Origin of the sequence: Aeromonas sp. FL131 (genome assembly GCF_049860615.1) — a bacterium.
Classification (GTDB): Bacteria; Pseudomonadota; Gammaproteobacteria; order Enterobacterales; family Aeromonadaceae; genus Aeromonas; species Aeromonas hydrophila.
The window spans coordinates 1,533,908-1,558,877 of record NZ_CP187595.1; the positions used below are offsets into that span (position 1 = coordinate 1,533,908).

19 protein-coding genes are annotated in these 24,970 nt (G+C 59.3%); 8 read left to right on the forward strand and 11 right to left on the reverse strand.

What is annotated here, in order from left to right; translation table 11 throughout:
• Positions 1 to 20 precede the first annotated feature (20 nt).
• From ACPW75_RS07285 to aroG, 4 genes are all read left to right on the forward strand, one after another.
• A complete protein-coding gene (locus ACPW75_RS07285; protein ID WP_017408213.1) occupies positions 21 to 947 on the forward strand; it encodes an electron transfer flavoprotein subunit alpha/FixB family protein in 927 nt (308 codons plus the stop codon).
• 223 nt (positions 948 to 1,170) lie between these two features.
• Positions 1,171 to 2,259, forward strand: a complete 1,089-nt coding sequence (serC, locus tag ACPW75_RS07290; protein WP_016350946.1) for a 3-phosphoserine/phosphohydroxythreonine transaminase — start codon at positions 1,171 to 1,173, stop codon at positions 2,257 to 2,259.
• Between the two features lie 171 nt (positions 2,260 to 2,430).
• Positions 2,431 to 3,714: a 3-phosphoshikimate 1-carboxyvinyltransferase gene (gene aroA / locus ACPW75_RS07295; RefSeq protein WP_039213554.1), complete on the forward strand. Its 1,284-nt coding sequence runs from the start codon at positions 2,431 to 2,433 to the stop codon at positions 3,712 to 3,714.
• A 213-nt stretch (positions 3,715 to 3,927) separates the two neighbouring features.
• Entirely contained in the window at positions 3,928 to 4,983 is a 1,056-nt protein-coding gene (gene aroG / locus ACPW75_RS07300; RefSeq protein WP_011705850.1) for a 3-deoxy-7-phosphoheptulonate synthase AroG, read from the forward strand.
• 103 nt (positions 4,984 to 5,086) lie between these two features.
• Here aroG and ACPW75_RS07305 read toward each other — a convergent pair whose 3' ends face one another.
• A complete protein-coding gene (locus ACPW75_RS07305) occupies positions 5,087 to 6,682 on the reverse strand; it encodes a methyl-accepting chemotaxis protein (protein ID WP_026080109.1) in 1,596 nt (531 codons plus the stop codon).
• A 262-nt stretch (positions 6,683 to 6,944) separates the two neighbouring features.
• Here ACPW75_RS07305 and hutW point away from each other — a divergent pair, with 262 nt between their 5' ends.
• The gene (gene hutW / locus ACPW75_RS07310; protein ID WP_179101480.1) at positions 6,945 to 8,315 is read left to right on the forward strand and encodes a heme anaerobic degradation radical SAM methyltransferase ChuW/HutW; all 1,371 of its coding nucleotides are present in this window, start codon (positions 6,945 to 6,947) and stop codon (positions 8,313 to 8,315) included.
• An 86-nt stretch (positions 8,316 to 8,401) separates the two neighbouring features.
• On the opposite strand, the gene xseA is transcribed toward hutW, so the two are convergent.
• The 6 genes from xseA to ACPW75_RS07340 form a co-directional block, all read right to left on the reverse strand.
• Entirely contained in the window at positions 8,402 to 9,766 is a 1,365-nt protein-coding gene (gene xseA, locus ACPW75_RS07315) for an exodeoxyribonuclease VII large subunit (RefSeq protein ID WP_077097242.1), read from the reverse strand.
• Between the two features lie 107 nt (positions 9,767 to 9,873).
• Positions 9,874 to 10,803, reverse strand: coding sequence for a DMT family transporter (locus tag ACPW75_RS07320; protein WP_045789635.1), 930 nt, complete (start codon positions 10,801 to 10,803; stop codon positions 9,874 to 9,876).
• Positions 10,804 to 10,941: 138 nt separating this feature from the next.
• Positions 10,942 to 11,361, reverse strand: a complete 420-nt coding sequence (locus tag ACPW75_RS07325; RefSeq protein WP_044800135.1) for an ExbD/TolR family protein — start codon at positions 11,359 to 11,361, stop codon at positions 10,942 to 10,944.
• Positions 11,361 to 12,116, reverse strand: coding sequence for a MotA/TolQ/ExbB proton channel family protein (locus ACPW75_RS07330; protein WP_077097244.1), 756 nt, complete (start codon positions 12,114 to 12,116; stop codon positions 11,361 to 11,363). Before ACPW75_RS07330 ends, ACPW75_RS07325 begins: the two co-directional genes overlap by 1 nt.
• Before the next feature lie 2 nt (positions 12,117 to 12,118).
• The gene (locus ACPW75_RS07335; RefSeq protein WP_077097246.1) at positions 12,119 to 12,922 is read right to left on the reverse strand and encodes an energy transducer TonB; all 804 of its coding nucleotides are present in this window, start codon (positions 12,920 to 12,922) and stop codon (positions 12,119 to 12,121) included.
• 251 nt (positions 12,923 to 13,173) lie between these two features.
• Positions 13,174 to 15,042 carry a potassium transporter Kup gene (locus tag ACPW75_RS07340; RefSeq protein WP_218668673.1) on the reverse strand — a complete coding sequence of 623 codons (1,869 nt, stop codon included), beginning with the start codon at positions 15,040 to 15,042 and terminating at the stop codon, positions 13,174 to 13,176.
• Between the two features lie 465 nt (positions 15,043 to 15,507).
• On the opposite strand from ACPW75_RS07340, the gene guaB reads away from it, so the two are divergent.
• From guaB to ACPW75_RS07355, 3 genes are all read left to right on the forward strand, one after another.
• Positions 15,508 to 16,971 carry an IMP dehydrogenase gene (gene guaB / locus ACPW75_RS07345; protein WP_011705859.1) on the forward strand — a complete coding sequence of 488 codons (1,464 nt, stop codon included), beginning with the start codon at positions 15,508 to 15,510 and terminating at the stop codon, positions 16,969 to 16,971.
• 83 nt (positions 16,972 to 17,054) lie between these two features.
• Positions 17,055 to 18,644 (forward strand): glutamine-hydrolyzing GMP synthase, encoded by a 1,590-nt coding sequence (gene guaA / locus ACPW75_RS07350; RefSeq protein ID WP_016350936.1) that lies wholly within the window; start codon positions 17,055 to 17,057, stop codon positions 18,642 to 18,644.
• Positions 18,645 to 19,022: 378 nt separating this feature from the next.
• Positions 19,023 to 19,295: a hypothetical protein gene (locus ACPW75_RS07355; protein ID WP_010633780.1), complete on the forward strand. Its 273-nt coding sequence runs from the start codon at positions 19,023 to 19,025 to the stop codon at positions 19,293 to 19,295.
• 176 nt (positions 19,296 to 19,471) lie between these two features.
• Here ACPW75_RS07355 and ACPW75_RS07360 read toward each other — a convergent pair whose 3' ends face one another.
• The 4 genes from ACPW75_RS07360 to ACPW75_RS07375 form a co-directional block, all read right to left on the reverse strand.
• Positions 19,472 to 21,220, reverse strand: a complete 1,749-nt coding sequence (locus ACPW75_RS07360) for a hypothetical protein (RefSeq protein ID WP_077097250.1) — start codon at positions 21,218 to 21,220, stop codon at positions 19,472 to 19,474.
• Positions 21,204 to 22,949: a hypothetical protein gene (locus ACPW75_RS07365; RefSeq protein ID WP_077097251.1), complete on the reverse strand. Its 1,746-nt coding sequence runs from the start codon at positions 22,947 to 22,949 to the stop codon at positions 21,204 to 21,206. Before ACPW75_RS07365 ends, ACPW75_RS07360 begins: the two co-directional genes overlap by 17 nt.
• A 376-nt stretch (positions 22,950 to 23,325) precedes the next feature.
• Positions 23,326 to 24,153, reverse strand: coding sequence for a bifunctional transcriptional activator/DNA repair enzyme AdaA (locus ACPW75_RS07370; RefSeq protein WP_077097253.1), 828 nt, complete (start codon positions 24,151 to 24,153; stop codon positions 23,326 to 23,328).
• 51 nt (positions 24,154 to 24,204) lie between these two features.
• Positions 24,205 to 24,969 carry an SDR family oxidoreductase gene (locus ACPW75_RS07375; RefSeq protein WP_077097267.1) on the reverse strand — a complete coding sequence of 255 codons (765 nt, stop codon included), beginning with the start codon at positions 24,967 to 24,969 and terminating at the stop codon, positions 24,205 to 24,207.
• Position 24,970: the final 1 nt, after the last annotated feature.

Genomic DNA, 24,970 nt, shown 5'->3' on the forward strand with positions numbered 1-24,970 from the left:
GACGATAGCAAGGGGCAGTCATGAGCGTATTGATCATTGCCGAACATCATCAGGGCCAGTTGGCCGACAACGTGGCCCGTCTGGTCACTGCCGGGAGCCAGCTGGGCGGCGAGGTGCATCTGCTGTTGCTGGGGCAGGGGCTGACCGAGGCGGGTGAGCAGGCCGCCGCCCTGCAGGGAGTGAGCCGGGTGCTGCTGGCCGAGCACCCCATGCTGGCGGAGGGGCTGAGCGACGGGGTCGATCCGCTCTTGGCCCATATCGCGCGGGATTATCAGCACTGCCTGATGGCCGCCAGCACCCAGGGCAAGGATCTGCTGCCGCGGGTGGCGGCCAGACTCGGGGTGGAGATGCTCTCCGAGGTGACCGGCATCGAGAGCGGTGACACCTTTCTGCGCCCCATCTATGCGGGCAACGCCGTGGCCCGGGTGGCAAGCAGCGCCCCCATCAAGGTGCTGACCATCCGGCCCACTGCCTTCGCCAAGGCGGCGAGCGGCGGCCAGGCTCAGGTAGAGCGGTTGCCGGTGAGCGAGGTGGCCTGCCGTACCCGCCTCATCGAACGGCGCGCCGTGCGCTCCGCCAGACCCGAGCTCGCGGCGGCGCGGGTGGTGGTCTCCGGCGGACGGGCACTGGGCTCCAAGGCGCAGTTCGCCCTGATAGAGGCGCTGGCTGACAAGCTGGGCGGGGCGGTGGGGGCATCGCGGGCCGCGGTGGATGCGGGCTTTGTCGCCAACGATCTGCAGGTGGGCCAGACCGGCAAGGTGGTGGCTCCCGAGCTCTACATTGCGGTCGGCATTTCCGGTGCCATCCAGCATCTGGCGGGGATGAAGGAGTCGAAGGTGATCGTCGCCATCAACAAGGACAGCGAGGCTCCCATCTTCCAGGTGGCCGACTACGGGTTGGTGGGGGATCTCTTCACCTTGCTGCCGGAGCTCACTGCCAAGCTGTAACCTGGTGAAAAAGGGGACCGGGGGCATTGAGCACCGGCAAGCGCCCGTTTCTACGCATGTTCTCTGCAAGCCCTGACCCGTTCAGGGCTTTTTTCTGCCAACTGCGCCGGCGGCGGGTCGACAAAAGGTTGAGCCAGCTCCCAAAAAGCCTTTGATCCGGGGGCTGCACTTGTGTAAAACCAGACAAGTCACCTATCACACTCATCCACTCACGGAAAGCGTCATGAGCAAACAGATTTACAACTTCTGCGCCGGCCCCGCCATGTTGCCGGTCGAAGTCATGGAGCGCGCCCAGCGCGAATTTTGTAATTTCCAGGGGCTGGGAGCCTCGGTCATGGAGCTTTCCCACCGCGGCAAGCCCTACATGGCGGTCGCCGCCAAGGCCGAAGCCGATCTGCGCGAGTTGCTGGCGGTACCGGACAACTACAAGGTGCTGTTCATGCACGGCGGCGGCCGTGGCCAGTTCTCCGCCGTGCCCATGAACCTGCTCGGCGGCGCCAACAAGAAGGCTGACTATCTGCTGACCGGTGTCTGGGCTGCGAGTGCCGTGGACGAGGCGCGCAAGTACGGCGATATCCAGACCTTTGACGGGGTGGCTAAGAGTGCCGAGGGCATCTCCCACCTGCTGCCGACCCCGGCGTTTCGCGCCGATGCGGCCTATGTGCACTACTGCCCGAATGAAACCATCGACGGCATCGAGATGTTTGACATCCCGGCAACCGGTGATGTGCCGCTGGTGGCGGATCTCTCCTCCACCATCCTCTCCCGTCCCATCGACGTGAGCCGCTTCGGCATCATCTATGCCGGTGCCCAGAAGAATATCGGCCCGTCGGGGCTGGCCATCGCCATCGTGCGCGACGATCTGCTGAACCAGGCCCGCGCCGATGTGCCGTCGATCTTCGACTACCAGCTCACCGCCAAGAACGACTCCATGTTCAATACCCCGCCCACCTACGCCTGGTATCTGGCCGGGCTGGTGTTCGAGTGGCTGAAAGAACAGGGTGGCCTCGAGGCGATGGAAGCACGTAACAAGGAGAAGGCCGATTTCCTCTACGGCTATCTCGATCAGTCGAGCTTCTATGGCAACCAGGTGGATGCCAGCTGCCGTTCGCGAATGAACATCCCGTTCCAGCTGAAAAATGCCGAGCTGGACAAGCTGTTCCTGGCCGAATCGGAAGCCGCCGGCCTGCTGGCGCTCAAGGGCCACCGCATCGTCGGCGGCATGCGCGCCAGCCTCTACAACGCCATGCCGCTGGAAGGGGTGAAGGCGCTGGTCAGCTTTATGGACGGCTTTGCCAAGCGCCACGGCTGAGGCGTTTTTCCCCGATTGCCGACGCCGGGGACTCCCCGGCGTCTGTTTTTTCCGTGATGCCGGACCGGCTGCCCCCGCAGCCTGCTTTTGTGCCACCCGCAGTCTTGCCGAGCAGGGCGCGGGCTGCTAACGTCCGGTCAGGTCATTTTTTTGAGATCGTACAGGAAGTCTATGAATTCGTTGCGTTTGGAACCTATTTCTCGTGTGGCCGGTGAGGTCAATCTGCCCGGCTCCAAGAGCGTGTCCAACCGGGCCCTGCTGCTGGCAGCTCTGGCCCGTGGCACCACCCGGCTCACCAACCTGCTCGACAGCGATGACATTCGTCACATGCTAGCGGCGCTGACCCAGCTCGGGGTCAAGTACAAGCTCTCCGCCGACAAGACCGAGTGCACCGTGCACGGTCTGGGTCGCAGCTTCGCGGTATCGGCGCCGGTCAATCTGTTCCTCGGCAACGCAGGCACCGCCATGCGACCGCTGTGCGCCGCCCTGTGTCTGGGCTCCGGCGAATACACCCTGGGCGGGGAACCGCGCATGGAAGAGCGTCCCATCGGCCATCTGGTGGATGCCCTGCGCGAAGCGGGCGCCCATATCCAGTACCTGAAGAAAGATGGCTATCCGCCGCTGGTGGTGGATGCCAAGGGGCTGTGGGGCGGTGACGTGCACGTCGACGGCTCCGTCTCCAGCCAGTTCCTGACGGCGTTTTTGATGGCGGCGCCGATGGCGGCGGGCGACACCCGCATCCACATCAAGGGGGAGCTGGTCTCCAAGCCCTACATCGACATCACCCTGCACATCATGAAGCAGTTCGGGGTGGTCATCGAGCACGACAACTACAAGCTGTTCTACATCAAGGGCAACCAGAGCTATGTCAGCCCGGGTGACTTCCTGGTGGAAGGGGATGCCTCCAGCGCCTCCTACTTCCTCGCGGCGGGCGCCATCAAGGGCAAGGTGCGGGTCACCGGCATCGGCAAGCACAGCATTCAGGGCGACATCCACTTCGCCGACGTGCTGGAGAAGATGGGCGCGCGCATCACCTGGGGCGATGACTTCATCGAGGCCGAGCAGGCGCCGCTGCACGGCATCGACATGGACATGAACCACATCCCCGATGCGGCCATGACCATCGCCGTGGCCGCGCTGTTCGCCGAGGGGCCCACCTCGATCCGCAACATCTACAACTGGCGGGTGAAGGAGACCGATCGCCTGCACGCCATGGCGACCGAGCTGCGCAAGCTGGGCGTCGAGGTGGAGGAGGGGCGTGACTTCATCACCGTCACCCCGCCAGCGCAGCTCAAGCATGCGGCCATCGATACCTACAACGACCACCGCATCGCCATGTGCTTCTCGCTGGTGGCGCTGTCCGATACCGCCGTCACCATCAATGATCCGGGTTGTACCTCCAAGACCTTCCCGGACTACTTCGACAAGCTGGCCAGCATCAGTCAGCGCGCGTGATGAACCCAGGCCCGCCTCGCTGCGGGCCTGTTTCTTTGGGCTGTCCCGCTCTGCTACCCCCCTCTTTTCATCCTCGCTTAGCAGCATTATTAAAACTTGCAAGGCAGGATAAGAAAATTCCTCCCAAGATAATGTAATTTTCTATTTACACCGCTGCCCGTGCGGGCTAGATTGAAGTTTCTTTATCGCAGTCATCTAGCAGGAAGCCTTGTCATGCAGCATCAAACCGACGACGTTCGTATCAGTGAAATCAAAGAGTTATTGCCCCCGGTTGCGGTGCTTGAGAAGTTTCCGGCCACCGAGACCGCATCCAGTACGGTCTTTGAATCCCGTCAGGCCATCCATCAGATCCTGGCCGGTGAAGATCAGCGCCTGCTGGTGGTGATCGGCCCCTGTTCCATTCACGACCCCGCCGCCGCGCTGGAGTACGGCAAGCGCCTCAAGGTGCTGCGTGACGAACTCAAGGGCCAGCTGGAGATCGTGATGCGGGTCTACTTCGAGAAGCCGCGTACCACGGTGGGCTGGAAGGGGCTGATCAACGATCCTTACCTCGACAACAGCTGCCAGATCAACGACGGCCTGCGCATCGGTCGCAAGCTGCTGCTGGATCTCAACGACATGGGGCTGCCGACCGCCTCCGAATTCCTCGACATGATCACCCCGCAATACGTGGCGGATCTGATGAGCTGGGGCGCCATCGGTGCCCGTACCACCGAATCCCAGGTGCACCGCGAGCTGGCCTCCGGTCTCTCCTGCCCGGTGGGCTTCAAGAACGGCACCGACGGCACCATCAAGGTGGCCATCGACGCCATCGGGGCCGCCAGTGCGCCGCACCACTTCCTGTCGGTGACCAAGTACGGCCACTCCGCCATCGTCGCGACCCGGGGCAACCCGGACTGCCACATCATCCTGCGCGGCGGTCGTGAGCCGAACTACAGCGCCGCCCACGTGGACGAGGTGGTGAAGGGGCTGGACAAGGCCGGCCTGCCGCAGAAGGTGATGATCGACTTCAGCCACGCCAACAGCAGCAAGCAGTTCAAGAACCAGATGCTGGTGGCCGAGGATGTGGCCGGTCAGCTGCGTGCCGGCAGTCGGGCTGTGTTTGGCGTCATGGTGGAGAGTCATCTGGTGGAAGGGCGTCAGGATCTGGTGGAAGGGTGCGAGCTCACCGTCGGTCAGAGCATCACTGATGCTTGCATCGGCTGGGCCGACACCGAAATTCTGCTGCGCAATCTGGCCGATGCGGTGGCCACTCGCAACGCAGGCTGATTTCGGTCTGGCGGCGCCGCGTGGCGCACCGAGCTACGACACAAAACAAAAGCGCGACCCTGGGTCGCGCTTTTTTATTGGCCAGAGCAGGCGGCAGGCATGATCACCAGCGGTAAGTCTTGAGCAGTTGCTCGAGCTTGCGGCACTGCTCCACCAGCTGGACGCTGGCGAGGTTGGCGGCGTGGGCCTGGCCCAGAGTATCGTTGGAGGTGTTGCGAATGTCGCTCACGGAGCCGTCCACCTCGCTGCAGACCCTGTCCTGCTCCTCGGCGGACTGCGCCATCTGGGCATTGAGATCGTTGATGCTGCTGATGCGGCCGATGATGTTCTGCATGGCGGCCAGGGTCGCCTCTGTCTTGTGGATGCTCTCGTCCGCCTTGGCCTTGGCATCCCCGATCACCGACACCGCGCTCTGGGCCTCGTTTTGCAGGGCGGCGATCATCTGGGAGATCTCCTCGCTGGCGGCGCGGCTGCGGTTGGAGAGGGCGCGTACCTCGTCGGCCACCACCGCAAAGCCGCGGCCCTGTTCGCCTGCCCGGGCCGCCTCGATGGCGGCGTTGAGGGCCAGCAGGTTGGTCTGGTCCGCGATCCCCTTGATCACCTCCAGCACCCCGTCGACCGCCAGACAGCGGTTGTCGAGCTGCTGGATCACCCTGTCGACCCGTTCGATCTCCGCCGACATCTCGCCCATGTCGTTGATGGAGTGCTGGGCGAGGCGACTGGTGTTGGCCGCATCCTGGTTGGTGAGGGCGGAAAGCTCGGCGCTCTTGCGGGCGTGCTCGCGCACTTCGTGGGAGCTGGCGGCCAGCTCGCTCACGGCGGCGGCCACCTGAACCGTCATGCTCTCCTGCTGGCGGGCCGAGCCTTCGGTCTGGGTCGCCACCTGGCGGATCTGGTTGGACTCCTGATAGAGCTGGTGGGTGGCGCTCTCCACCTCCTGCAGGCTGTGGCGAAACCCCTGCACCATGTCGCTGACGGCGCGGGTCATCTCGCCCAGTTCATCCCGGTTGGGATTGATCAGGGGGAGGGAGAGATCCCGCTCCTTGGCCATGCGGGTCATGGCCAGCTGCAGATGGCGCACCGGCCGCTTGATGTAGCGCTGCAGCACCCAGCCCAGCAGGCCGAAGCCCAGCCCGAACACCGCCACCAGGCTGCCGCTCAGGATCAGGTTGTTGCGGTGGATCTCGCCAAAGGTGTGGCTGAGATCGTAACTGATGCGCACCGCCCCCATGACGGTGCCTTCCGCCACCTGGTGGCAGGTGGTGCACTGGGTACCGCGGTACTCCTTGTAGGCCTTGAAAGGCTTGATCAGGGTAAGCTGGTTGCCCTGCTGCTCGAGAATGGTCTCCCCCTGGTTGATGGCACGCTCGTCCAGCTTGTCTTCAATCTGCTGATCCGGGTGGCCGGGGCCGAACAGGCTGGTCACTGCCGGGGCGCGGATCAGGCGGGCCTCGACGATGCCGGCTTCGCTCTTGAGCTTGGTCTGCACGATCTGGCGGTTGGCGATGGCCCCCGTCATCATCAGCACGTTGAGCTGATCCATGTAGGTGTTGGCGGCGCTCTCCACCTTTTCACCCGCCAGCCGGATGGCGAGATCCCGTTGCAGCCAGGCGGAGAGCTCGAAGCTGAGGGCGAAGGTGCAGCCGATGACCAGAGCGAGGGGGAGAAAGATTTTCCAGTTCAGAGACAGATTTTGCATCGTTGGCAGGTCCATGCGCAGGTGAGCGATCGTCAATGGTTGATGACTCTCCCCGCGCTCGCTCATCAGAACGGGGGAGATGGTTCTCTATCGGCACACCCTACCTCATCTTGAGTAAATTATCTGTTAACTGGATCCGTGTTAGAGGTTAATGGTGCGTAGCAAACGAGAGCTGTTCGTCGTTGAGTTGATCCAGCACAAACTTGGCATTTATTGATAGTAGTTATCATTTGCATTATTTCACTTGATAAGCTTGCCTGCCATGACACCACAGCTGACCCCGACCATGACCGGTCTTGCCACCCCGGATCCCCTCAAGTTCGCCTTTGGCGCCAAGACCTCGGCCCACGCCAGTCGTGGCGGCATGCGCCCGCTTACCCTCGACCATGCCGACTGGCAAGCCTGGTGGCGCCGCGAGAGCGAGGCGGACGAGCGGGCGCTCTATATCCACATCCCGTTTTGCCGCAAGCGTTGCAGCTTCTGCAATTTCTTTGAAAATGGCGCCAACCCGGCCCGTATCACCCGCTATGTCGACGCGCTCTGCAGCTCGCTTGCCAAGGCGGCCGAGACACCCTTCACCCAGAGCCGCCCCTTTTCGGCCGTCTATGTGGGGGGCGGCACGCCGACGGACATGAGCGCCGACGAGCTGGCGATGCTGGCCGCCGCCATCCGTCGTTTTCCTCTGACTTCGGATGCGGAGGTGACCCTGGAGGGGCGCCTCAACGGCTTTGACGATGCCAAGTGGCACAATGCGCTGGCGGGCGGCTTCAACCGCTTCTCGTTCGGGGTGCAGAGCTTTGACACCGAGGTGCGCCAGGAGGCCGCTCGCTTCGACGACCGGGCGACCCTGCTGACCCGGTTGGGGGCGCTGACCCGTCACGACGACGCGGTGATCGTGGCCGATCTCATCTTCGGCCTGCCGGGCCAGGATGATGCCGTGTGGCGTCAGGACATCGCGGATGTGATGGCGAGCGGGGTGCATGGGGTGGATCTCTATCAACTCATCGCCATGGCCGGCACCAATCTGGCCCGTGCCGAGGCGAAGGGCAAGCTCGGTTGGGCCGCCGACGGCCAGCAGCGGGCCGCCATGTATGCCTATGGCGCCCAGACGCTGGAGCAGGGGGGCTGGCAGCGGCTCTCCTGCAGCCACTGGCGGCGCGGTGAGGCCGAACAGAGCCGCTACAACCAGATGGCCAAGCGCGGCGCCGAGATCCTCCCCTTCGGGGCCGGGGCCGGCGGCAACGTGCATGGGCACGGCCTCATGTATGGCCGGGATCTGGCGCTCTGGCACGAGGCGCTGGCGGCGGATCAGCGGGCCCCCGGCATGGTGATGGGGCGCAATCCCAATGGCCGCCTCGATGGTCTGCTGCGCGGTGCGCTCGACAGCGGCTGGCTGGTGCTGGCCCGTTTGCCGGCGTCGCTGCGGGCACATCTGCACCCCTTGTTCGAGGCCTGGCAGCAGCACGGGCTGGCAACGCTGAGCGAGGCGAGGCTTGAGCTCACCCTGGCGGGGCGCTTCTGGAACGTCAATCTGCAGGCCGGGCTGTTTGAATACTTGCAGCTCAACCCGCTGGCGGGGTCGGGTACGCCACCTGCCGATCCGGCGCAGGCGGTGCGCCATTCGCTGGTGTGAGTGTGCTGGTGTGAGTGCACTGGCCGAGAGGGCCTGACAAAGAGAGGATGATAAACAAGGGGGCACCTGATGTGCCCCCTTGTTCGTTATGGCTGGTGGACCTCTTCCACCCGTACCCGCAGCTGCCCCTCTGCAAGCTGGGTGACCAGCGTCTGGCCGGCATCCACCTGGGCGGCGCGGCTAATGACTTCACCACGCGCGGTGCGGGTGATGGAGTAGCCGCGACCCAGGGTGGCGAGCGGGCTCACCCCGTCGAGGCGAGCGCTGAGCATGGCGAGGCGGTGGTCGGCCAGATCCCGGCGTTTGGCGATGAGGGCATGGAGGCGCTCCTCGGCCAGCTGGTGGCGACGCTTGCCGGCAGCCAGCAAGCGCTCCGGGCTCTTGCCCTGCAGGCGCAGCTCCAGGTTGGCGAGGCGCCGCTCCCCCTGATGCAATCTGTGATTCATCAGCTGCTGCAAACGGGCTGAGAGCTCGTCGAGCCGCTGAGATTGCTGCTCCAGCCGCCGTTTCGGATCCTGATGATCGAGCCGCTTTTGCAGCAGGATGAAATCGTGGCGGGCGGCGGTCTGCTGGCGGTTCATCGCCTGCAGCAGTTGCTGCTTGAGATGGGCGAGGCGCTGGGCGCGGGCGCTCTGATCCGGCGCCACCAGCTCGGCGGCTGCCGACGGGGTCGGGGCGCGCAAGTCGGCGGCAAAGTCGCTGATGGTGACATCCACCTCGTGGCCCACCGCGCTTACCACCGGGATGGCTGAGTTAGCGATGGCGCGCGCCACCGCCTCTTCGTTGAAGCACCAGAGATCTTCGAGCGAGCCGCCGCCGCGCCCGACGATCAGCACATCCACTTCAGCGCGGCGGTTGGCCAGGGCAATGGCAGAGACGATCTGGCCGATGGCGGCGCTGCCCTGCACCTGGGTCGGGTAGATAAACACCGGCAGATCCGGCGCGCGGCGTTTGAGCACGGTCAGCATGTCATGCAGGGCAGCACCGGTGGCGGAGGTGATGAGGCCCACCGCGCGCGGTTCGCGCGGCAGTGGCCGCTTGCGCCCTTCGTCAAACAGCCCCTCGGCACCAAGGCGACGCTTGAGCTCCTCAAAGCGCAGCGCCAGCACGCCGTCGCCCGCCGGCTGCATCGATTCGATGATCAGCTGGTAGTCGCCGCGCGGCTCATAAAGCGAGACCCGCGCCTGCACCAGCACCTGCATGCCATCCTGCGGACGGAAGGCCACCCGCCGGTTGTTGCCCTTGAACATGGCGCAGCGCACCTGGGCCGACATGTCCTTGAGCGAGAAGTACCAGTGGCCGGAGCTTGGCATCGCCAGGTTGGAGAGCTCGCCGGTCAACCACACCAGCCCCAGATCCTGCTCCAGGATCATGCGCACGGCGCTGTTGAGGCGGGTGACGGTAAAGACCTGCTGTTGTCTGCTTTGACTCGGTTCGTTGCGGTAGTTCAAGGCTGGTCCTGCGCTGTGTGCCCCGCCTTGGGGGCGGGGGCATAAAACAATGGCGCCATCTTAACGCAGTTCGGGGCGAACGCCGAGCGGCGCTGGCCCTGTCGGGTTCAACGTGCGTCCGGATCCTGAGGCTGCGCCCGGGCCTGAACGGCCGGGGTGCTGGCCTGGCTGGTCACCAGCCAGACCGAGAGGCAGACGACCAGGCCCCCCAGCACGAAGCCCTGGCTCAAGGTCTCGCCCAGCACCAGCGCGCCCCACAAGATGCCAAAAGGGGGAATGAGGAAGGTGACGGTGAGGCTGCGCAGCGGGCCGATATCGGCGATCAGTCGAAAATAGAGCAGATAGGCGAGGGCGGTGCAGACCACGCCGACCGCCAGTACGCTGGCCCAGGCGGTGGGCACGGCCCAGTCGACCGCAGGGCCGGCCGCCAGCTGGTAAGCGAAAAAGGGCAGCAGGAACAGGCTGGCACCCAGCTGGCTGCCAAAGGCCACCAGCTTGGCATCGAGCCCGCCGCGATGGGTGATCCAGCTGCGGGTGAGAAAGCCGGCGAGGCCGTAGCAGGCGGTGGCAAACAGGCAGGCCAGCACCCCTGGCAGCAGATGCCCACCGGCACTCACCTCGCCGGTGGTGGTGATGAGGCTGATCCCGATCACCCCCAATACCACCCCCAGCCATTTGCGCCTATCAAGGCGCTCGTTGAAGCAGGAAAAGCCGATGAGGGCCCCCATCAGCGGCGTGGTGGCGTTGAGGATGGCCGAGTAGCCGGCCGGCAGCCAGAGGGCGGCGATGGCGTACATCAGAAACGGGATGGCGGAGTTGATGACGCCGAGCAGCATGGCGGACTTGAGCTTGCCCTGAAACCCCATGGGGGCGCGCAGCAGCAGGAGCATGACGGCAAGCCCGATGAGGGCGAACAGTACCCGCAGGAAGGTGGTGTTGACGGCGCCAAACGCCGGGGCGGCGATGCGCATGAACAGGAAGCTGGCGCCCCAGATGGCGGCCAGCAGGAGCAGGCGCCCATAATCGGCAGGTTTCATGGTGTCGTCCTTGAGGTGATGGTGGCCAATATTGGCGCTGCATCGGCATGATGCCGACAAGGTGCCTGTGCTGGCAACTGCCTGGATGGCAGCAGGGCGTCCATGCCCTGTGGTGCCGGTGCGTGGGTGACGGGAGCGTTACGGCTCCGGCTGGCTCACGAAGGCAATCTTGTGCAGGCCGTGCTGGGAGGCCTGGGCCATCACCCTGGCGATGATGCCGTACTCCACCTTGCGATCGATGCGAAGCTGGATCTCGGGCAGCTCCCCCTCGGCCTGGCCGGCGCTCTCCATCTTGGCGAGCAGGGCGGCCTCATCGACCTGCTGATCGTTCCAGTAGATCTTGCCGGCACCATCGATGGCGAGATTGATGTCCTGCTTGTCTGGCTGGTTGAGCTGGCTGCTGGCCTCTGGCAGCTCCAGCTTGACCGCGTTGGTGAGCAGGGGGGCGGTGATCATGAACACGATGAGCAGCACCAGCATGACGTCGATCATCGGGATCATGTTGATCTCGGAGAGGGGTTGATCGTCCCCCTCGTCCGACAGTTTGCCAAATGCCATCAGCCGCGCCCCTGTCTGGTTTCCCGCTCGACCAGCGGGGTGACGTTGTTGGTGGCGACCTGCTCGAAGCCGGTCACCAGCAGGGTGAACAGATCGTGGCCAAACTCTTCCAGCGCCGCGAGCCTGAGGCGATTGCGCCGCACGAAGAAGTTGTAGATGAGCACGGCCGGCAGGGCGACCGCGAGGCCGAAGCCGGTCATGATCAGCGCCTCGCCCACGGGGCCGGCGACCTTGTCCAGACTGCTCTGACCGGCGGCACCGATGGCCAGCAGGGCGTGGTAGATGCCCCAGACGGTGCCGAACAGCCCGATGAAGGGGGCTGCCGAGCCCACCGAGGCGAGGAAGGCCAGCCCTTGCTCCAGCCGCACCCGCTCCTGAGTGATGGCCCGGCGCATGGCGCGCAGCAGATATTCATCCGGCGAGCCCAGCTTGCAGCTGACCGCACGATCCTCGGCCCGGTTCAGCTGGGCCACGGCCGCCAGCGCGGCGCCGGTCAGCCGGCCATAGGCTTCCTGCGGCGGTAGGTGGGCCAACTGGCGCTCCATCTCCTGCACGCTGTCGTGCTGCCAGAAATCGGCGATGAAGCGGGCGTTGAGGCGTTGTTCCCGCTGTGCGAGATAGCCCTTGAGCAGGGCGTAATAGCAGGTGCCAAGAGACATCAATACCAGCAGGATGAAGGGGATCAGCCCCACACCGCTGTTCTGGCTGAGCAGGTGGGCGATGCCCATGCCGTTGCTTGCGATTTCAGGATCCATGTTCAAGCCCTTAATTTGAAAATGATGGTGACTTTTGCCGAGGCCTCGACGGCCACGTTGTTCTGTTTGGCAGGAATGAATTTCCAGCGGCTGACGGTCTTGCGGGCTGTCATGTCCAGCCGCCGATAGCCGCTGCTCTTGTCCACCTCCACCGAGGCGGCGGTGCCCTCGGCCGTCACCCGCACATTGAGGATGACCCGCCCCTCTTCTCCCCGTCGTCTCGACTCATAGGGGTATTGGGGCTCGGGGTTGTTGAGCCGGGCATCGCGGGCGATGGGGGCGCTGTTGCCCGCGCCGCCACCAGCCTTGTGGGCAGGGCTCTGACTGGCACTTCCGCCGCTCGCCTGTGCGGCCGTTGCCGCCGTCGCAGGGGCGGGCGCAGTGACCGGCGGTTGCGGACTGCTCACCGGCATGACCTTGGCGGGCTGCACCGGCGGGGTACTGTGTTTAAGCGGTTTGACCACCGGCTTGACGCTTTTCTTGACTGGCTTGAGCGGCGGTTTTTTGGGTGTCGGTAACGGCTTGGCCTTTTGCTGCACTTTTTGTACTTGCTGCACTTTTTGTACGTGCTGCGCTGTGGGAGCAGGGGCAGGGGCCGCCTTGGCTGGCGCGTCATTGGTTGCGGCCTCGCCAACCCAGCGGGCCGACAGGGTCAGCGGCAAGGGCGGGGTGATGGGCGCAGGCTGGTGCGCATAGAGCCACCAGAAGGCGGCAAGATGCAGGGCGATCGCGATGGCAAGGCAAACGAGACGGGCGGCGTCGGGATCGTTGGCGGGCAGTGCTGGTCTCGGGCTGCAGGAGTCCATCACTTGTCTCCCTTCCAGGTCTTCATATTCATACTCAAACGGCTAGTGTGAAGGCGCCAGAACAGGCGTCAGGCCGCTAGCATGCCTGACAATAAGTATCGCAAACAGCAACCATTATCAATCGCATTTTAATCGTGGCGAGGCTGGCTCGCAGAGAATAAGAAGCTGGGCCGGCAAGCGGCGTTCCCGCCTGGCAACGGATTGAGCGGTGTGGGCTGGCACCGGTCTTGCCCTCCTGTTGGCTGGCGGCGTCATAGCTCCAGCAATACCCCCAGCTCCACCACCCGGTTGGCGGGAATATGAAAAAAGTCGGTCGCCTTGAGGGAGTTGCGGTTCATCCAGACGAACAGGCCCTCTCGCCAGCGCGCCATGCCGGGCAGATCGGTGCTGACCAGGTTCTCGTGGGAGAGGAAGAAGGAGGTCTTGGCCATGGTGACCTTCAGATCCTCCTGGGCGCAGGCCTGGAAGATCTCCTCCATGGAGGGCACCTCCTTGTAGCCAAAGTGGGCGACCACCTGCCAGAACCCCTCGCCAAGGTGGGTGAGTTCGATGCGCTCCTTGAAGGAGAGCCAGGGTTCGTCCTTGATCTGAACGGTCAGGAAAATGACCCGTTCGTGCAGGATCTTGTTGTGTTTGAGGTTGTGCAGCATGGCGTGGGGCACTACCTGCACCGATTTGGAGAGAAACACGGCGGTGCCGGGTACCTGCAGCGGCGGGTGCGCCAGCATGTTGTCGACAAACCCCTTCAGCGCCAGTGACTTGTGCTCCAGCTTGTCGAGCACCAGCTCCCGTCCGCGCTTCCAGGTGGTCATGACTATGATGGCCAGCAGCGCGAACAGGATGGGGAGCCAGCCACCGGCCAGAAACTTGGTGGTATTGGCGGCAAAGAAGGTGACATCGACCAGCAGCAGCGGTGCGCACACCAGCGCAATCAGCCAGCGCGACCACTTCCAGCGGCGGGCGGCCACCACCATCAACAGCAGGGTGGTCAGTGCCATGGTACCGGTCACCGCGATGCCGTAGGCGGCGGCCAGGTTGCTTGAACTCTGGAACCAGAGGATGACGATGACGATGCCCCCCAGCAGCAGCCAGTTCACCAGCGGCAGGTAGATCTGGCCTATCTCGTGCTCCGAGGTGTGGCGGATCTCCTGGCGCGGCAGGTAGCCGAGCAAAATGGCCTGGCGCACCACCGAGTAGGTGCCCGAGATCACCGCCTGGGAGGCGATGACGGTGGCCAGGGTGGCGAGGATCAGCAGGGGAAAGGCCAGCCAGGAGGGGGCGAGCAGGTAGAAGGGATTCTCGATGGCGGCGGGATTGCGCAGCAGCAGGGCTCCCTGGCCGAAGTAGTTGAGCAGCAGGGCGGGCATCACCAGGGAGCCCCAGGCAAGCTGGATGGCGCCACGGCCAAAGTGGCCCATGTCGGCGTAGAGCGCCTCCGTACCGGTGACGCAGAGCACGACGGCCCCCAGGGTGATGAAGGCGATACCCGGTCGGCTGATCATGAAATCGAGGGCGTAGAGCGGGTTGACCGCCTGCAGGATGGCGGGGTTTTGCGCGATCTCATAAGCCCCGAGCGCCGCCAGCACCCCGAACCAGAGCAGCATGATGGGGCCGAACAGGCGACCGATGCCGGCGGTGCCGTAATGCTGGGCCCCGAACAGGATCACCAGCACGGTGAGGGTGATGGGCAGCACGAACGGCGCCAGCTCCGGAGTGATCACCTGCAACCCTTCGACTGCCGAGAGCACCGAGATGGCGGGGGTGATCACCGCATCCCCGATGAAGAGCCCCACGCCGACCAGACCGAGCAGCATGAGCAGGGCGCGCGACTTGGCCGGGAGGCGGCGGGAGGCCTGCGAGGCGAGGGTGAGGATCCCCCCTTCTCCCTTGTCGTCGGCCCGGAGCACCAGCAGCACATATTTGAATGAGACCACGATCATGATGGTCCAGAAGAAGAGGGAGACGATGGAGAGGATCCCCTCCGGGGTGGGCTGCAGACCCAGGTGTCCGGCGAAGCTCTCCTTGAGGGCATAGAGTGGGCTGGTGCCGAGATCGCCATAGACGACCCCCAGTGCCGCCAGGGTAATGGCCATGCGCCCTTGCTGGTGTCCGTGGCTCATCATGAAATTCCATTTCAATTCAGACTGTTAATCATGATACGCAGGGACAGGCACAAAGGAAACCCGCACCACGCAAAGGTCCCTGCGTTTGGGGTGCCGGTTTGGTTGACACACCCCGGATGTTGCTCTGCCCGATTCAGTGTTTGAGGGGGACGGCCAAGCGCGCATGAGCTGGTTGTCGAGTGCGCTCGACCAGGGCCAAACGGTCTGCAACGAGGGAGGGGAAGCGGGGCTGTCTGAAAAAATGAAACGGGAACTTTTTTGCATAAAACCGCAATGAGACAACTCTTTTGTCCCCAAAAGGCTGTTTTGCGACTGAAAATGTTGGTTTTTTAGCGGCTTGGCGGCTGAAAAGGCCAAAACGCCATAAAAAATTCAAAAAACTTCTTTACCAGTGACCAATGCGTGAGTAAACTTCGTCGGCAATATTTTACACCCCCACTTCCTCAACGGTGAGATATTGCCATGCTCAGGATTGCCAAAGAAGCGTTAACCTTCGACGATGTACTGTTGGTTCCCGCCCACTCCGAAGTTCTTCCCAATACTGCCGATCTGCGTACCAAGCTGACCTCTGCCATCAGCCTGAACATCCCCATGATCTCCGCTGCCATGGATACAGTGACCGAAGCCCGTCTGGCTATCGCACTGGCCCAGGAAGGCGGTATCGGCTTTATCCACAAGAACATGTCCATCGAGCAGCAGGCTGCCGAAGTGCGCAAGGTCAAGAAGTACGAGAGCGGCGTGGTCACTGACCCCGTCACCGTACGCCCAGACATGACCATCGCCCAGATCAAAGAGCTGAGCCACAAGAACGGTTTTGCCGGTTATCCGGTGGTGACCGAGGGCAATCAGCTGGTGGGCATCATCACCGGTCGTGATGTGCGCTTCGTGATCGATCTCTCCCAGACTGTCGAACAAATCATGACCCAGAAGGATCGTCTGGTCACCGTGCGTGAAGGCGCCCCCCGCGAAGAGGTGGTTGGCCTGATGCAGAAGCACCGTATCGAGAAGGTGCTGGTGGTCAACGCCGACTTCAAACTCAAGGGCATGATCACCGTCAAAGACTTCCAGAAAGCCGAGCGCAAGCCGAACGCCTGTAAAGATGACAAGGGTCGTCTGCGGGTCGGTGCTGCCGTCGGTGCCGGTGCCGGCAACGAAGAGCGCGTCGCCGCGCTGGTAGAAGCCGGTGTGGACGTGCTGCTGATCGACTCCTCCCACGGCCACTCCCAGGGCGTGCTGGATCGCATCAAGGCGACCCGCGAAGCCTATCCTGATCTGCAGATCATCGGCGGCAACGTCGCCACCGCCGCCGGTGCCAAGGCGCTGGCCGCTGCCGGCGTCAACGCCGTCAAGGTGGGTATCGGCCCGGGCTCCATCTGTACTACCCGTATCGTGACCGGCGTGGGCGTGCCCCAGATCACCGCCATCTCCGACGCCGTCGACGCGCTGGAAGGCACCGGCATCCCGGTGATTGCCGATGGCGGCATCCGCTTCTCCGGTGACGTGGCCAAGGCCATCGCCGCGGGCGCAAGCTGCGTCATGGTGGGCTCCATGTTCGCCGGTACCGAAGAGGCACCGGGCGAGATCGAGCTCTATCAGGGTCGCTCCTTCAAATCCTACCGTGGCATGGGTTCTCTGGGCGCCATGTCCAAGGGCTCCAGCGACCGCTACTTCCAGACCGACAACGCCGCCGACAAGCTGGTGCCGGAAGGGATCGAAGGCCGCGTACCGTACAAGGGCCGTCTCAAAGAGATCATCCACCAGCAGATGGGCGGCCTGCGCTCCTCCATGGGGTTGACCGGCAGCGCCACCATCGACGACATGCGCACCAAGGCCGAATTCGTGCGCATCTCGGGCGCCGGGATGAAAGAGTCCCACGTTCACGACGTGACCATTACCAAAGAAGCCCCCAACTATCGGATGGGTTGACAAAACGGGGCTGCGGCCCCGTTTCTCCACCCCTTTTTTATCCCGTGCTTTTTGTGACAACAGCAGCCTGATGCAGGAATAAAATGACTAAAGACATTCACCAGCACCGTATCCTTATCCTCGACTTCGGTTCCCAGTACACCCAGCTGATCGCCCGCCGCGTGCGCGAAATCGGCGTCTACTGCGAACTGTGGGCCTGGGATGTGACCGAAGAGCAGATCCGCGAATTCAATCCGAGCGGCATCATCCTCTCCGGCGGCCCCGAGTCCGTCACCGAAGCGGGCAGCCCGCGCGCCCCCGAGTACGTGTTCAACGCCGGCGTGCCGGTGTTCGGCATCTGCTACGGCATGCAGACCATGGCCGAGCAGCTGGGTGGCAAGGTACAATCCTCCACCGAGCGTGAATTCGGCTACGCCAAGGTGGAAGTGCTGGGCAACTCCGGCAAGACCAGCGCCCTCTTGCGCAACATCGAAGATGCCATCGCCGACAACGGCAATGCACTGCTGGATGTGTGGATGAGCCACGGCGACAAGGTCACCACCATCCCGGCCGACTTCACCACCATCGCCCAGACCGCCACCTGCCCGCACGCGGCCATGGCCAACGAAGCCAAGCGTTTCTACGGCGTGCAGTTCCACCCGGAAGTGACCCACACCCGCCAGGGTGCCCGCATGCTGGAGCACTTCGTCAAAGACATCTGTGGCTGCGAGTGCCTGTGGACCCCGGCCACCATCATCGACGACGCCGTTGCCCGCATCCGCGAGCAGGTGGGTGACGACGAAGTGATCCTGGGCCTCTCCGGCGGGGTTGACTCCTCCGTAGTCGCCATGCTGGTGCACCGTGCCATCGGCGATCGCCTCACCTGCGTCTTCGTCGACAACGGTCTGCTGCGCCTGAACGAAGGTCAGCAGGTGATGGAGATGTTTGGCGATCACTTTGGTCTGAACATCGTCAAGGTCGACGCCGAAGAGCGCTTCCTCTCTGCCCTGGCCGGTGAAGATGAGCCGGAAGCCAAGCGCAAGATCATCGGCCGCGTCTTCGTCGAAGTGTTCGACGATGAAGCGAAAAAGCTGAAAAACGCCCGCTGGCTGGCGCAAGGCACCATCTATCCGGACGTCATTGAATCTGCCGCCAGCAAGACCGGCAAGGCCCACGTCATCAAGTCTCACCACAACGTCGGCGGCCTGCCGGAAGAGATGAAGATGGGTCTGGTGGAGCCGCTGCGCGAGCTGTTCAAAGACGAAGTGCGCCGCGTTGGCCTCGAGCTGGGTCTGCCCTACGACATGCTCTACCGTCACCCGTTCCCGGGTCCGGGTCTGGGCGTGCGGGTGCTTGGCGAAGTGAAGAAAGAGTACTGCGATCTGCTGCGCAAGGCCGATGCGGTCTTTATCGAAGAGCTGCGCAAGGCCGACCTCTACAACCAGGTCAGCCAGGCGTTCGCCGTGTTCCTGCCGGTGCGCTCCGTCGGAGTCATGGGCGATGGTCGCAAATATGACTGGGTCATTGCCCTGCGCGCCGTCGAGACCATCGATTTTATGACCGCCCACTGGGCCCATCTGCCGTACGACTTCCTGGGTCACGTGTCGAATCGCATCATCAACGAGATCAACGGCATCTCCCGCGTGGTGTACGACGTCTCCGGCAAGCCGCCCGCAACCATCGAATGGGAATAAGCGGCTAACGCCCTTTCATCCTTCAAACATAAAAATGTAAAAAAGACGCCCTTGCGGCGTCTTTTCTTTTTCCAATCGTTTGCGCCTCACTTTTCCCCTCGCTAGCCGCTCTCTCACCTCTCTGCCTCTGTCATTTCTGACAGGGGGTGTTTTATGGATCTCGCACTAGGCTCTGCCATGCCAATTGAGACCGACGCCGTGAGGCTGCGGTCGTGGCAGCAGGGGAGGGTGACGACAGCAAAGTCTTCATGTGCACTGTCGACACCGGACATACCAAATCTGGTATGGCACCCGGTGGAGTCCGGACACCACTTGAATAAACGGGGCGGAACCCGAACAGCCAAACGAGTAGGGACAAGAGATCACGGAGGGTTTGTTATGTCAGAACAAGCAGTGTTGTTGGGCGGATGGACTGCCTACCACAAGCTGAGCGCCAAAGATCAGGCCGTATTCAACCAGGCGCTGGAAGGATTTGTCGGGGTGCAGTACACCCCCTTTGAAGTCTCCACCCAGGTCGTCGCCGGCACCAACTACCGCTTCAAATGCAAAACCACGGTGCCGCTGCCCAACCCGATCCACGGGGAAGCCGTGGTGCAGATCTTCCAATCCCTGGATGGATCGGCCCATATCACCTCCATCACCCCGATCTGATTAGGTTGTGGGCAAGGCGGGGAGGGGGAGGTCTCCTAACCGGTTTGCTCCAAATCCTGAAAATAAGAAAGACGCCTTAGGGCGTCTTTCTTACGTCATTTTAGGAAATATTTCCCTCAAAGTTCAAGGTCTTGATACTGTTGCCGACTAATAGAATACATAGCCTACTCATTGATTTATTCTGTCTGAGATGTTGGGCGACCTAATTCTGGTTGTTGAGGTGGTAAAGAATCTAATAACCAATACTCAATATAATGGAAAGGAACAGGATAACGGTAATAGCGGCAAGCTGTTAGTAACAATGGAGCTTTATTTTTATTTATGGCTGACATTTTTCTAAAAGAATCGGCATGTTTACACTCTTGTGCTATGTGCTCTAGAGCAGTGTTTCCATTCGTTGGGAAGTTAGTTGATGCAGCCCCATGTGCATCAGCGTCTGAGTACATGAATTGTTCACTGTATTGGTTTGGATACCAGTACTGTAACGTGCAATGTTTTAATTCATTGTTAGTGAACTGTTCCAGCTCTTGGCTTATTGGGGCTGATTTATATAGAGCGCAAAATATGGTTAATAAAGGATATAAAATACTGGCTTCCGTAGCTTTATGTTTATAGCCATCATCAGATTTATCTTTTTTCTTATGTTCGAGAAGTTTTTCATAGGAGTTATATATTGTTGGGTACATGCCATTACTCTGGAAAGAAAATATGCATCGATGAACAATATCAGATAGCCAATTTTGTACAAAGTTATCATGCTCGGAGTTATTTGAAAGTAATGTTAAAGCGAGACCTATATCAATAGCTTGTGAGTCTTTATATGGTGACAGTAGTATAGGATTGTTAATGATTAGTTGTTTGATTGATTTTGTTATTGTTTGAAGGCGAGAGCGTAATATTTCCTGTTCTTCACTCTCTCCATCGATTGGAGGGTTTTTATCATAGCTCTTGGATAATGAGTCTAAAATCCAAAGGCCTTTGACAGACAAGCGTCCTAGCACATCAAAAAGTTTAATGTTTACATCAATTGAACAAGGTGATTTAACTGCATGGGAGAGAGCATATTTAAACTCGACATGTGGAATTAAACAGTGGTCTATATAGCAATCAGTAACCTGCTGATAAGTATCTAACATACTATCAAATCCAGCTGAAACTTTATTCCTTCCAGTGTAGTAATCCTTGGCTTTATCCCATGATAAAAGCAATGCTTGTTCCGATGAAATATATGCGGACTCTAAGTTTTCACTATCTCGGCACCATGCAAAAAGAACCCATAAGCAAATGTTTACTCGAATGATACATGACATAGTAGAATCTGCATCAAGGGCATGCAACAAAATGTTATCCAGCAACTTTGAGAAGTGTTTGATAGAGCTATCCGGTTCTTCAAGTAATGCTAGAGATTTCCGCAATAATGCTTGATTAGAACTAGGTAATAGTTCTTCTTTTAGCAAGTGCTCTTGTATAAATTCTGAGAGCTTATCACCATTCCATTCTTCAAAGGAGATATTGTTCTTCGTATTTCTTTGTTCATAACCTGATACCTCTTGTCTAATTCCTGAGTTAACATCGCCACCAAAGCACAAGCAAATTACTATTTGCTTATCTCTATGTTGAGGTGGTAGGCGACTAGGTATAAACGAGTCTTGAATTTCATCTAGAGAAGGCCTCAGAGCTTGATCTGTATTTCCGTTCCAAGTTTCGCGCGTAAGGTTGCCAGACTTAACTGAGAATAAATAAACTTTATCTTCCTCACCATTTATTCGTCCAACTGCGGCGATATCGACACCATACTCTTTCACTCCACGTGCTGGAGAAATGAATACATTCAGCCCCATACTACTCAGCAAATCTGGTAGCACAGCATCTAATTCAGCCCGCTCTTTTAATGAAGCTAAATATTGCTTAAGAATTAATTTCATTTTTCATTCTCTCACAACGAAAAAATCGCAAAGAATAATCCAAGGATTCAGGGTCTAAAATGTTTAGTGTTGGCATCTCAGCAGAATGGGAGAAGGAATGCATTTGCATTTCCTGTCGTGAAGGCTGTCCGCCGATCTGATGAATATAATAAATTGAACTGTTGCCATACAACAATCGCTGTGGCGTGGCAATCAGTCTAAGAAAAGAATTCTTTGATGCTTCCTCATAGGATTCCTGCATATCTTTTTCAAAATCTTTCCAATATAACTCTATATTTTTGCTTGGAGCTGCCAGCTCTTTTAATTCAGACACTCTTAATATGTCTAAATTATGTGCCTCAAGCTTGTCAAGCAAAAGTCTGCATATATAATCTTGTTCATTATTATCTCTATATGTTTGAAAGAATTTTTTAAGTTCACCAGGATAACTAAGAAGCAATGGGTCGTATAAAATATCTTCAAGTGTTGCAATGGTATGTTTAGAAGCTGATCTTGATATAGACAATATTAAACTTGCTGCAGCTATAGGCCGTGTAAATAGCCAACCGACAGCTTTACGACTAACAAATAATTTCTTCTGTTCATCGTCTAGCAATGCCATATCTGCATTGAGCTCAATATCCTTCCCTGAGATATCATGAAGTAGAATAAAGACATTCTGACAAAGAGATGACTCTCCATCTAAAAACCATTTTGTAATAAGATGATTGCGGAATTCGAAGTGCTTTGTTAATAACTCGCTGGAAAAATTGTCCAAGGACTTAAAGTTAATATTATTATCTAAAATTGATTCAAGTAATTCTATTGCAAGAGAGAACTCCTGTTTTTCAATCAGTCTGGATAATAATAAATCAATGTTGTCTATAATTCCTTTCTGCTCCGGATAGACATTAAATAGCTGCCTTACCAGTAGTTGTTGAATACTATCTGGGAAGTTGTTTTTTTGAAATAAGATTATATTAGAAATCGCATAAATAACTTCGGGAGACGACTTTTTAACGAAAGTAATTAGTAGTTCTTCTATATGGGGCCAATAAGATGGAAATATAGTTCCAAGGTGAAGTACAGACCTTAGTATTGAAGCGCGGCAGATACTATCATGCTCAATATTGGCACTGCATTGAATTAGCTCCCAGATGAGGCAGGCTTGAACTTCATCGATATTTAGCCTCCCTAATGCATAATAGGCTTGATTCCTAATGAGACCATTACTATTGGCAATCAAACTTTTTGTTATCTGTATAGCCTCAACTACATGTTCTAAATTATATGCGAGAATTGCACAGGAAAGAAATGGGGCATACAAATCAAGCTCATTTTGCTTCATTATATACATGACGCACTCTGTAGGTCGATGTATATCATCTACGCGGCAGAAACTCTCAAAGGCATCATAGATTCCATTGATGGCTAAATCTCTGCCTGCTTGTTGTGTGAGGTGTGCTAGGCAATGTACAACATCTTCGACTCTTGCATCTATTAAAGGTAGAGCACCTTCAACTGTATGCAAAATTGTAAAAAAAATTCTTTCATGAGAGGTTCTATTAACGTCTAGCACTATTTTTAAGAGATCAATATCACCTGCGTTGTGAAGGTCAGATAGAGTCTCTGTCAAGAAGGTCTCTTCTGAATGTATTTCTTGAATATACAAATCGTGAATCAGAGTAAGTAGATTTTCTACGCTTTTACTTTCATTTAGCAACTTACCTCTGGTTTCTTCTAACGACATTATCCTGTACCTCAACACACTGTCATTAAATAAGTAGTTACTTTGTAATGTATCGGTAAGGAGGTCAAATGGAAAATTTTTTATTTTAGAGGTAGTTCGGCAGATTATTTGACATATTATATCTTGCAAAAAAATGCTCTGAAAATGGTGCAATGCGCTGCGCTTATTGCACCCTACGTGTTTCGTTAATTTGCTGGGGTGGTGTTGCTAAGCGCCATGCCTCGCCAAAACAACAAAAGGGGCGATCTGCGCCCCGATTCTTCTCATGTTCCCGTTTTATATCGCTGCCTGCTCGTTCGGCGCTGCCTGATTGTCTGCTGACTCACAACCAACACTCCAGTTTCTCCCCCATCAGGGCGAGCAGAAAAGGCCAGGTTCACTCATACCTCGCCGCTTCCCAGGCGTGTATCGCCTGTTTGCGGGTCTCGCCCCAGTGATAGCCGCCGAGCTTGCCGTTTTGCTGAATGACTCTGTGGCAGGGGATCATCAAGGCGACCGGGTTGGCGCCCACCGCCAGCCCCACGGCGCGGGCGGCCTTGGGATTGCCGACGGCGCTTGCCACCTGGGCGTAGCTCACCACTTTGGCGGGCGGGATCTGCAGCAGCGCCCGCCAGACGCTGATCTGAAAGTTGGTGCCGCTCACGTGCAAGGAGATGGGGCGATCCGGCGCCTTGCTGCTGTCAAACATGGTGTGGATGACCCCCCGGGTACGTGATGGCGCCACCCTAAGTTCTGCCTCTGGCCAGCTGTGGGCGAGGGCGGTCAGCGGCGCCTGTGGGGCCTGGTCATCGAGAAACGAGAAGTTGCACACCCCTCGCGGGGTCAGGGCAACGAACGCCTGGCCGAAGGGGGTGTCGTGCACCCCGTGATCGATAACCAGCCCGGCCCCGCGCTGCTTGTACTCGCCCGGCGTCACCGCTTCGAGCTGCACGAAGTGATCGTAGAGCCGCGAGCCGCTGCTCAGGCCCAGGGTATCGGCTACCTCCAGCAGCGGGCGTGACTCCTGCAATAGTGCCTTGGCCCGCTCCAGAGTCAGCACCTGCAGATAGCGTTTGGGCGTCACCCCGGCCCAGCGGCTGAACAGCCGCTGGAAGTGAAAGGGGCTTAGATGCACGTGCGCCGCTATCTCGTCCAGGGTGGGCTGGCGCGTCACCTGGCTTGCGATAAAACGGATGGCATCGGCGATGCGGGCGTAATCAGACATAAGGCGCTCTCACGATAAGTTTGCAGCCGCAGGGTGTTGGGTGCGACAAGGTCATGTGCGACAAATAGATACCCCACCATCGGCCAGCAGGGCAATGCCGGTGGTAAAGCTGGATGCATCGGACGCGAGATAGAGGGCCGAGCGGGCGATCTCCTCCGGTTGGGCCAGCCGTTTGAGGGCATGCATATTCTGCACAAAGGCGAGACTCTCCGGCGTATCGGTAAAGGCCCGCCCCATGGGGGTGTCGGTGCCCCCCGGCAGCAGGGCGTTGACCCGCACCCCTTGTGCCCCATATTCGGCGGCCAGCACCTGAGTCAGGCCGATGAGGCCCGCCTTGCTCGCGGCATAGGCCGCCATGCCGGGCAGCCCCAGGGTATGGCCGACGAAGGTGGAGGTAAAGATCAGCGAGCCGCCGCCGCGTGCCTGCATGGCGGGGATCTGGTACTTGGCCCCCACAAAGGCGCTGGTGAGGTTGGTATCCAGGGTCTCCTGCCACTGCGCCAGTTCAAGCGCCGGCACGCTGCCCGGCGTCCCCGTGGTGCCGGCGTTGTTGAAGGCGATATCGAGCCCGCCGAAACGGGTCAGCGCGAGCTCCACCAGGGCGCGGGCGTAAGTCTCGCTTTTCACATCCCCCGCCAGGCTCACCGCCTGGCCCCCTTCATGGCGGATCTCCTCCACCAGCAGCTCCAGCTCGGGCTGGCGGCGGGCGCCGACGACGACGCTGGCGCCTTCCCGGGCAAACAGGATGGCGCTGGCGCGGCCGATGCCGGAGCTGGCGCCGGTGATGATGGCGACCTTGTTGGACAGTAATGACATG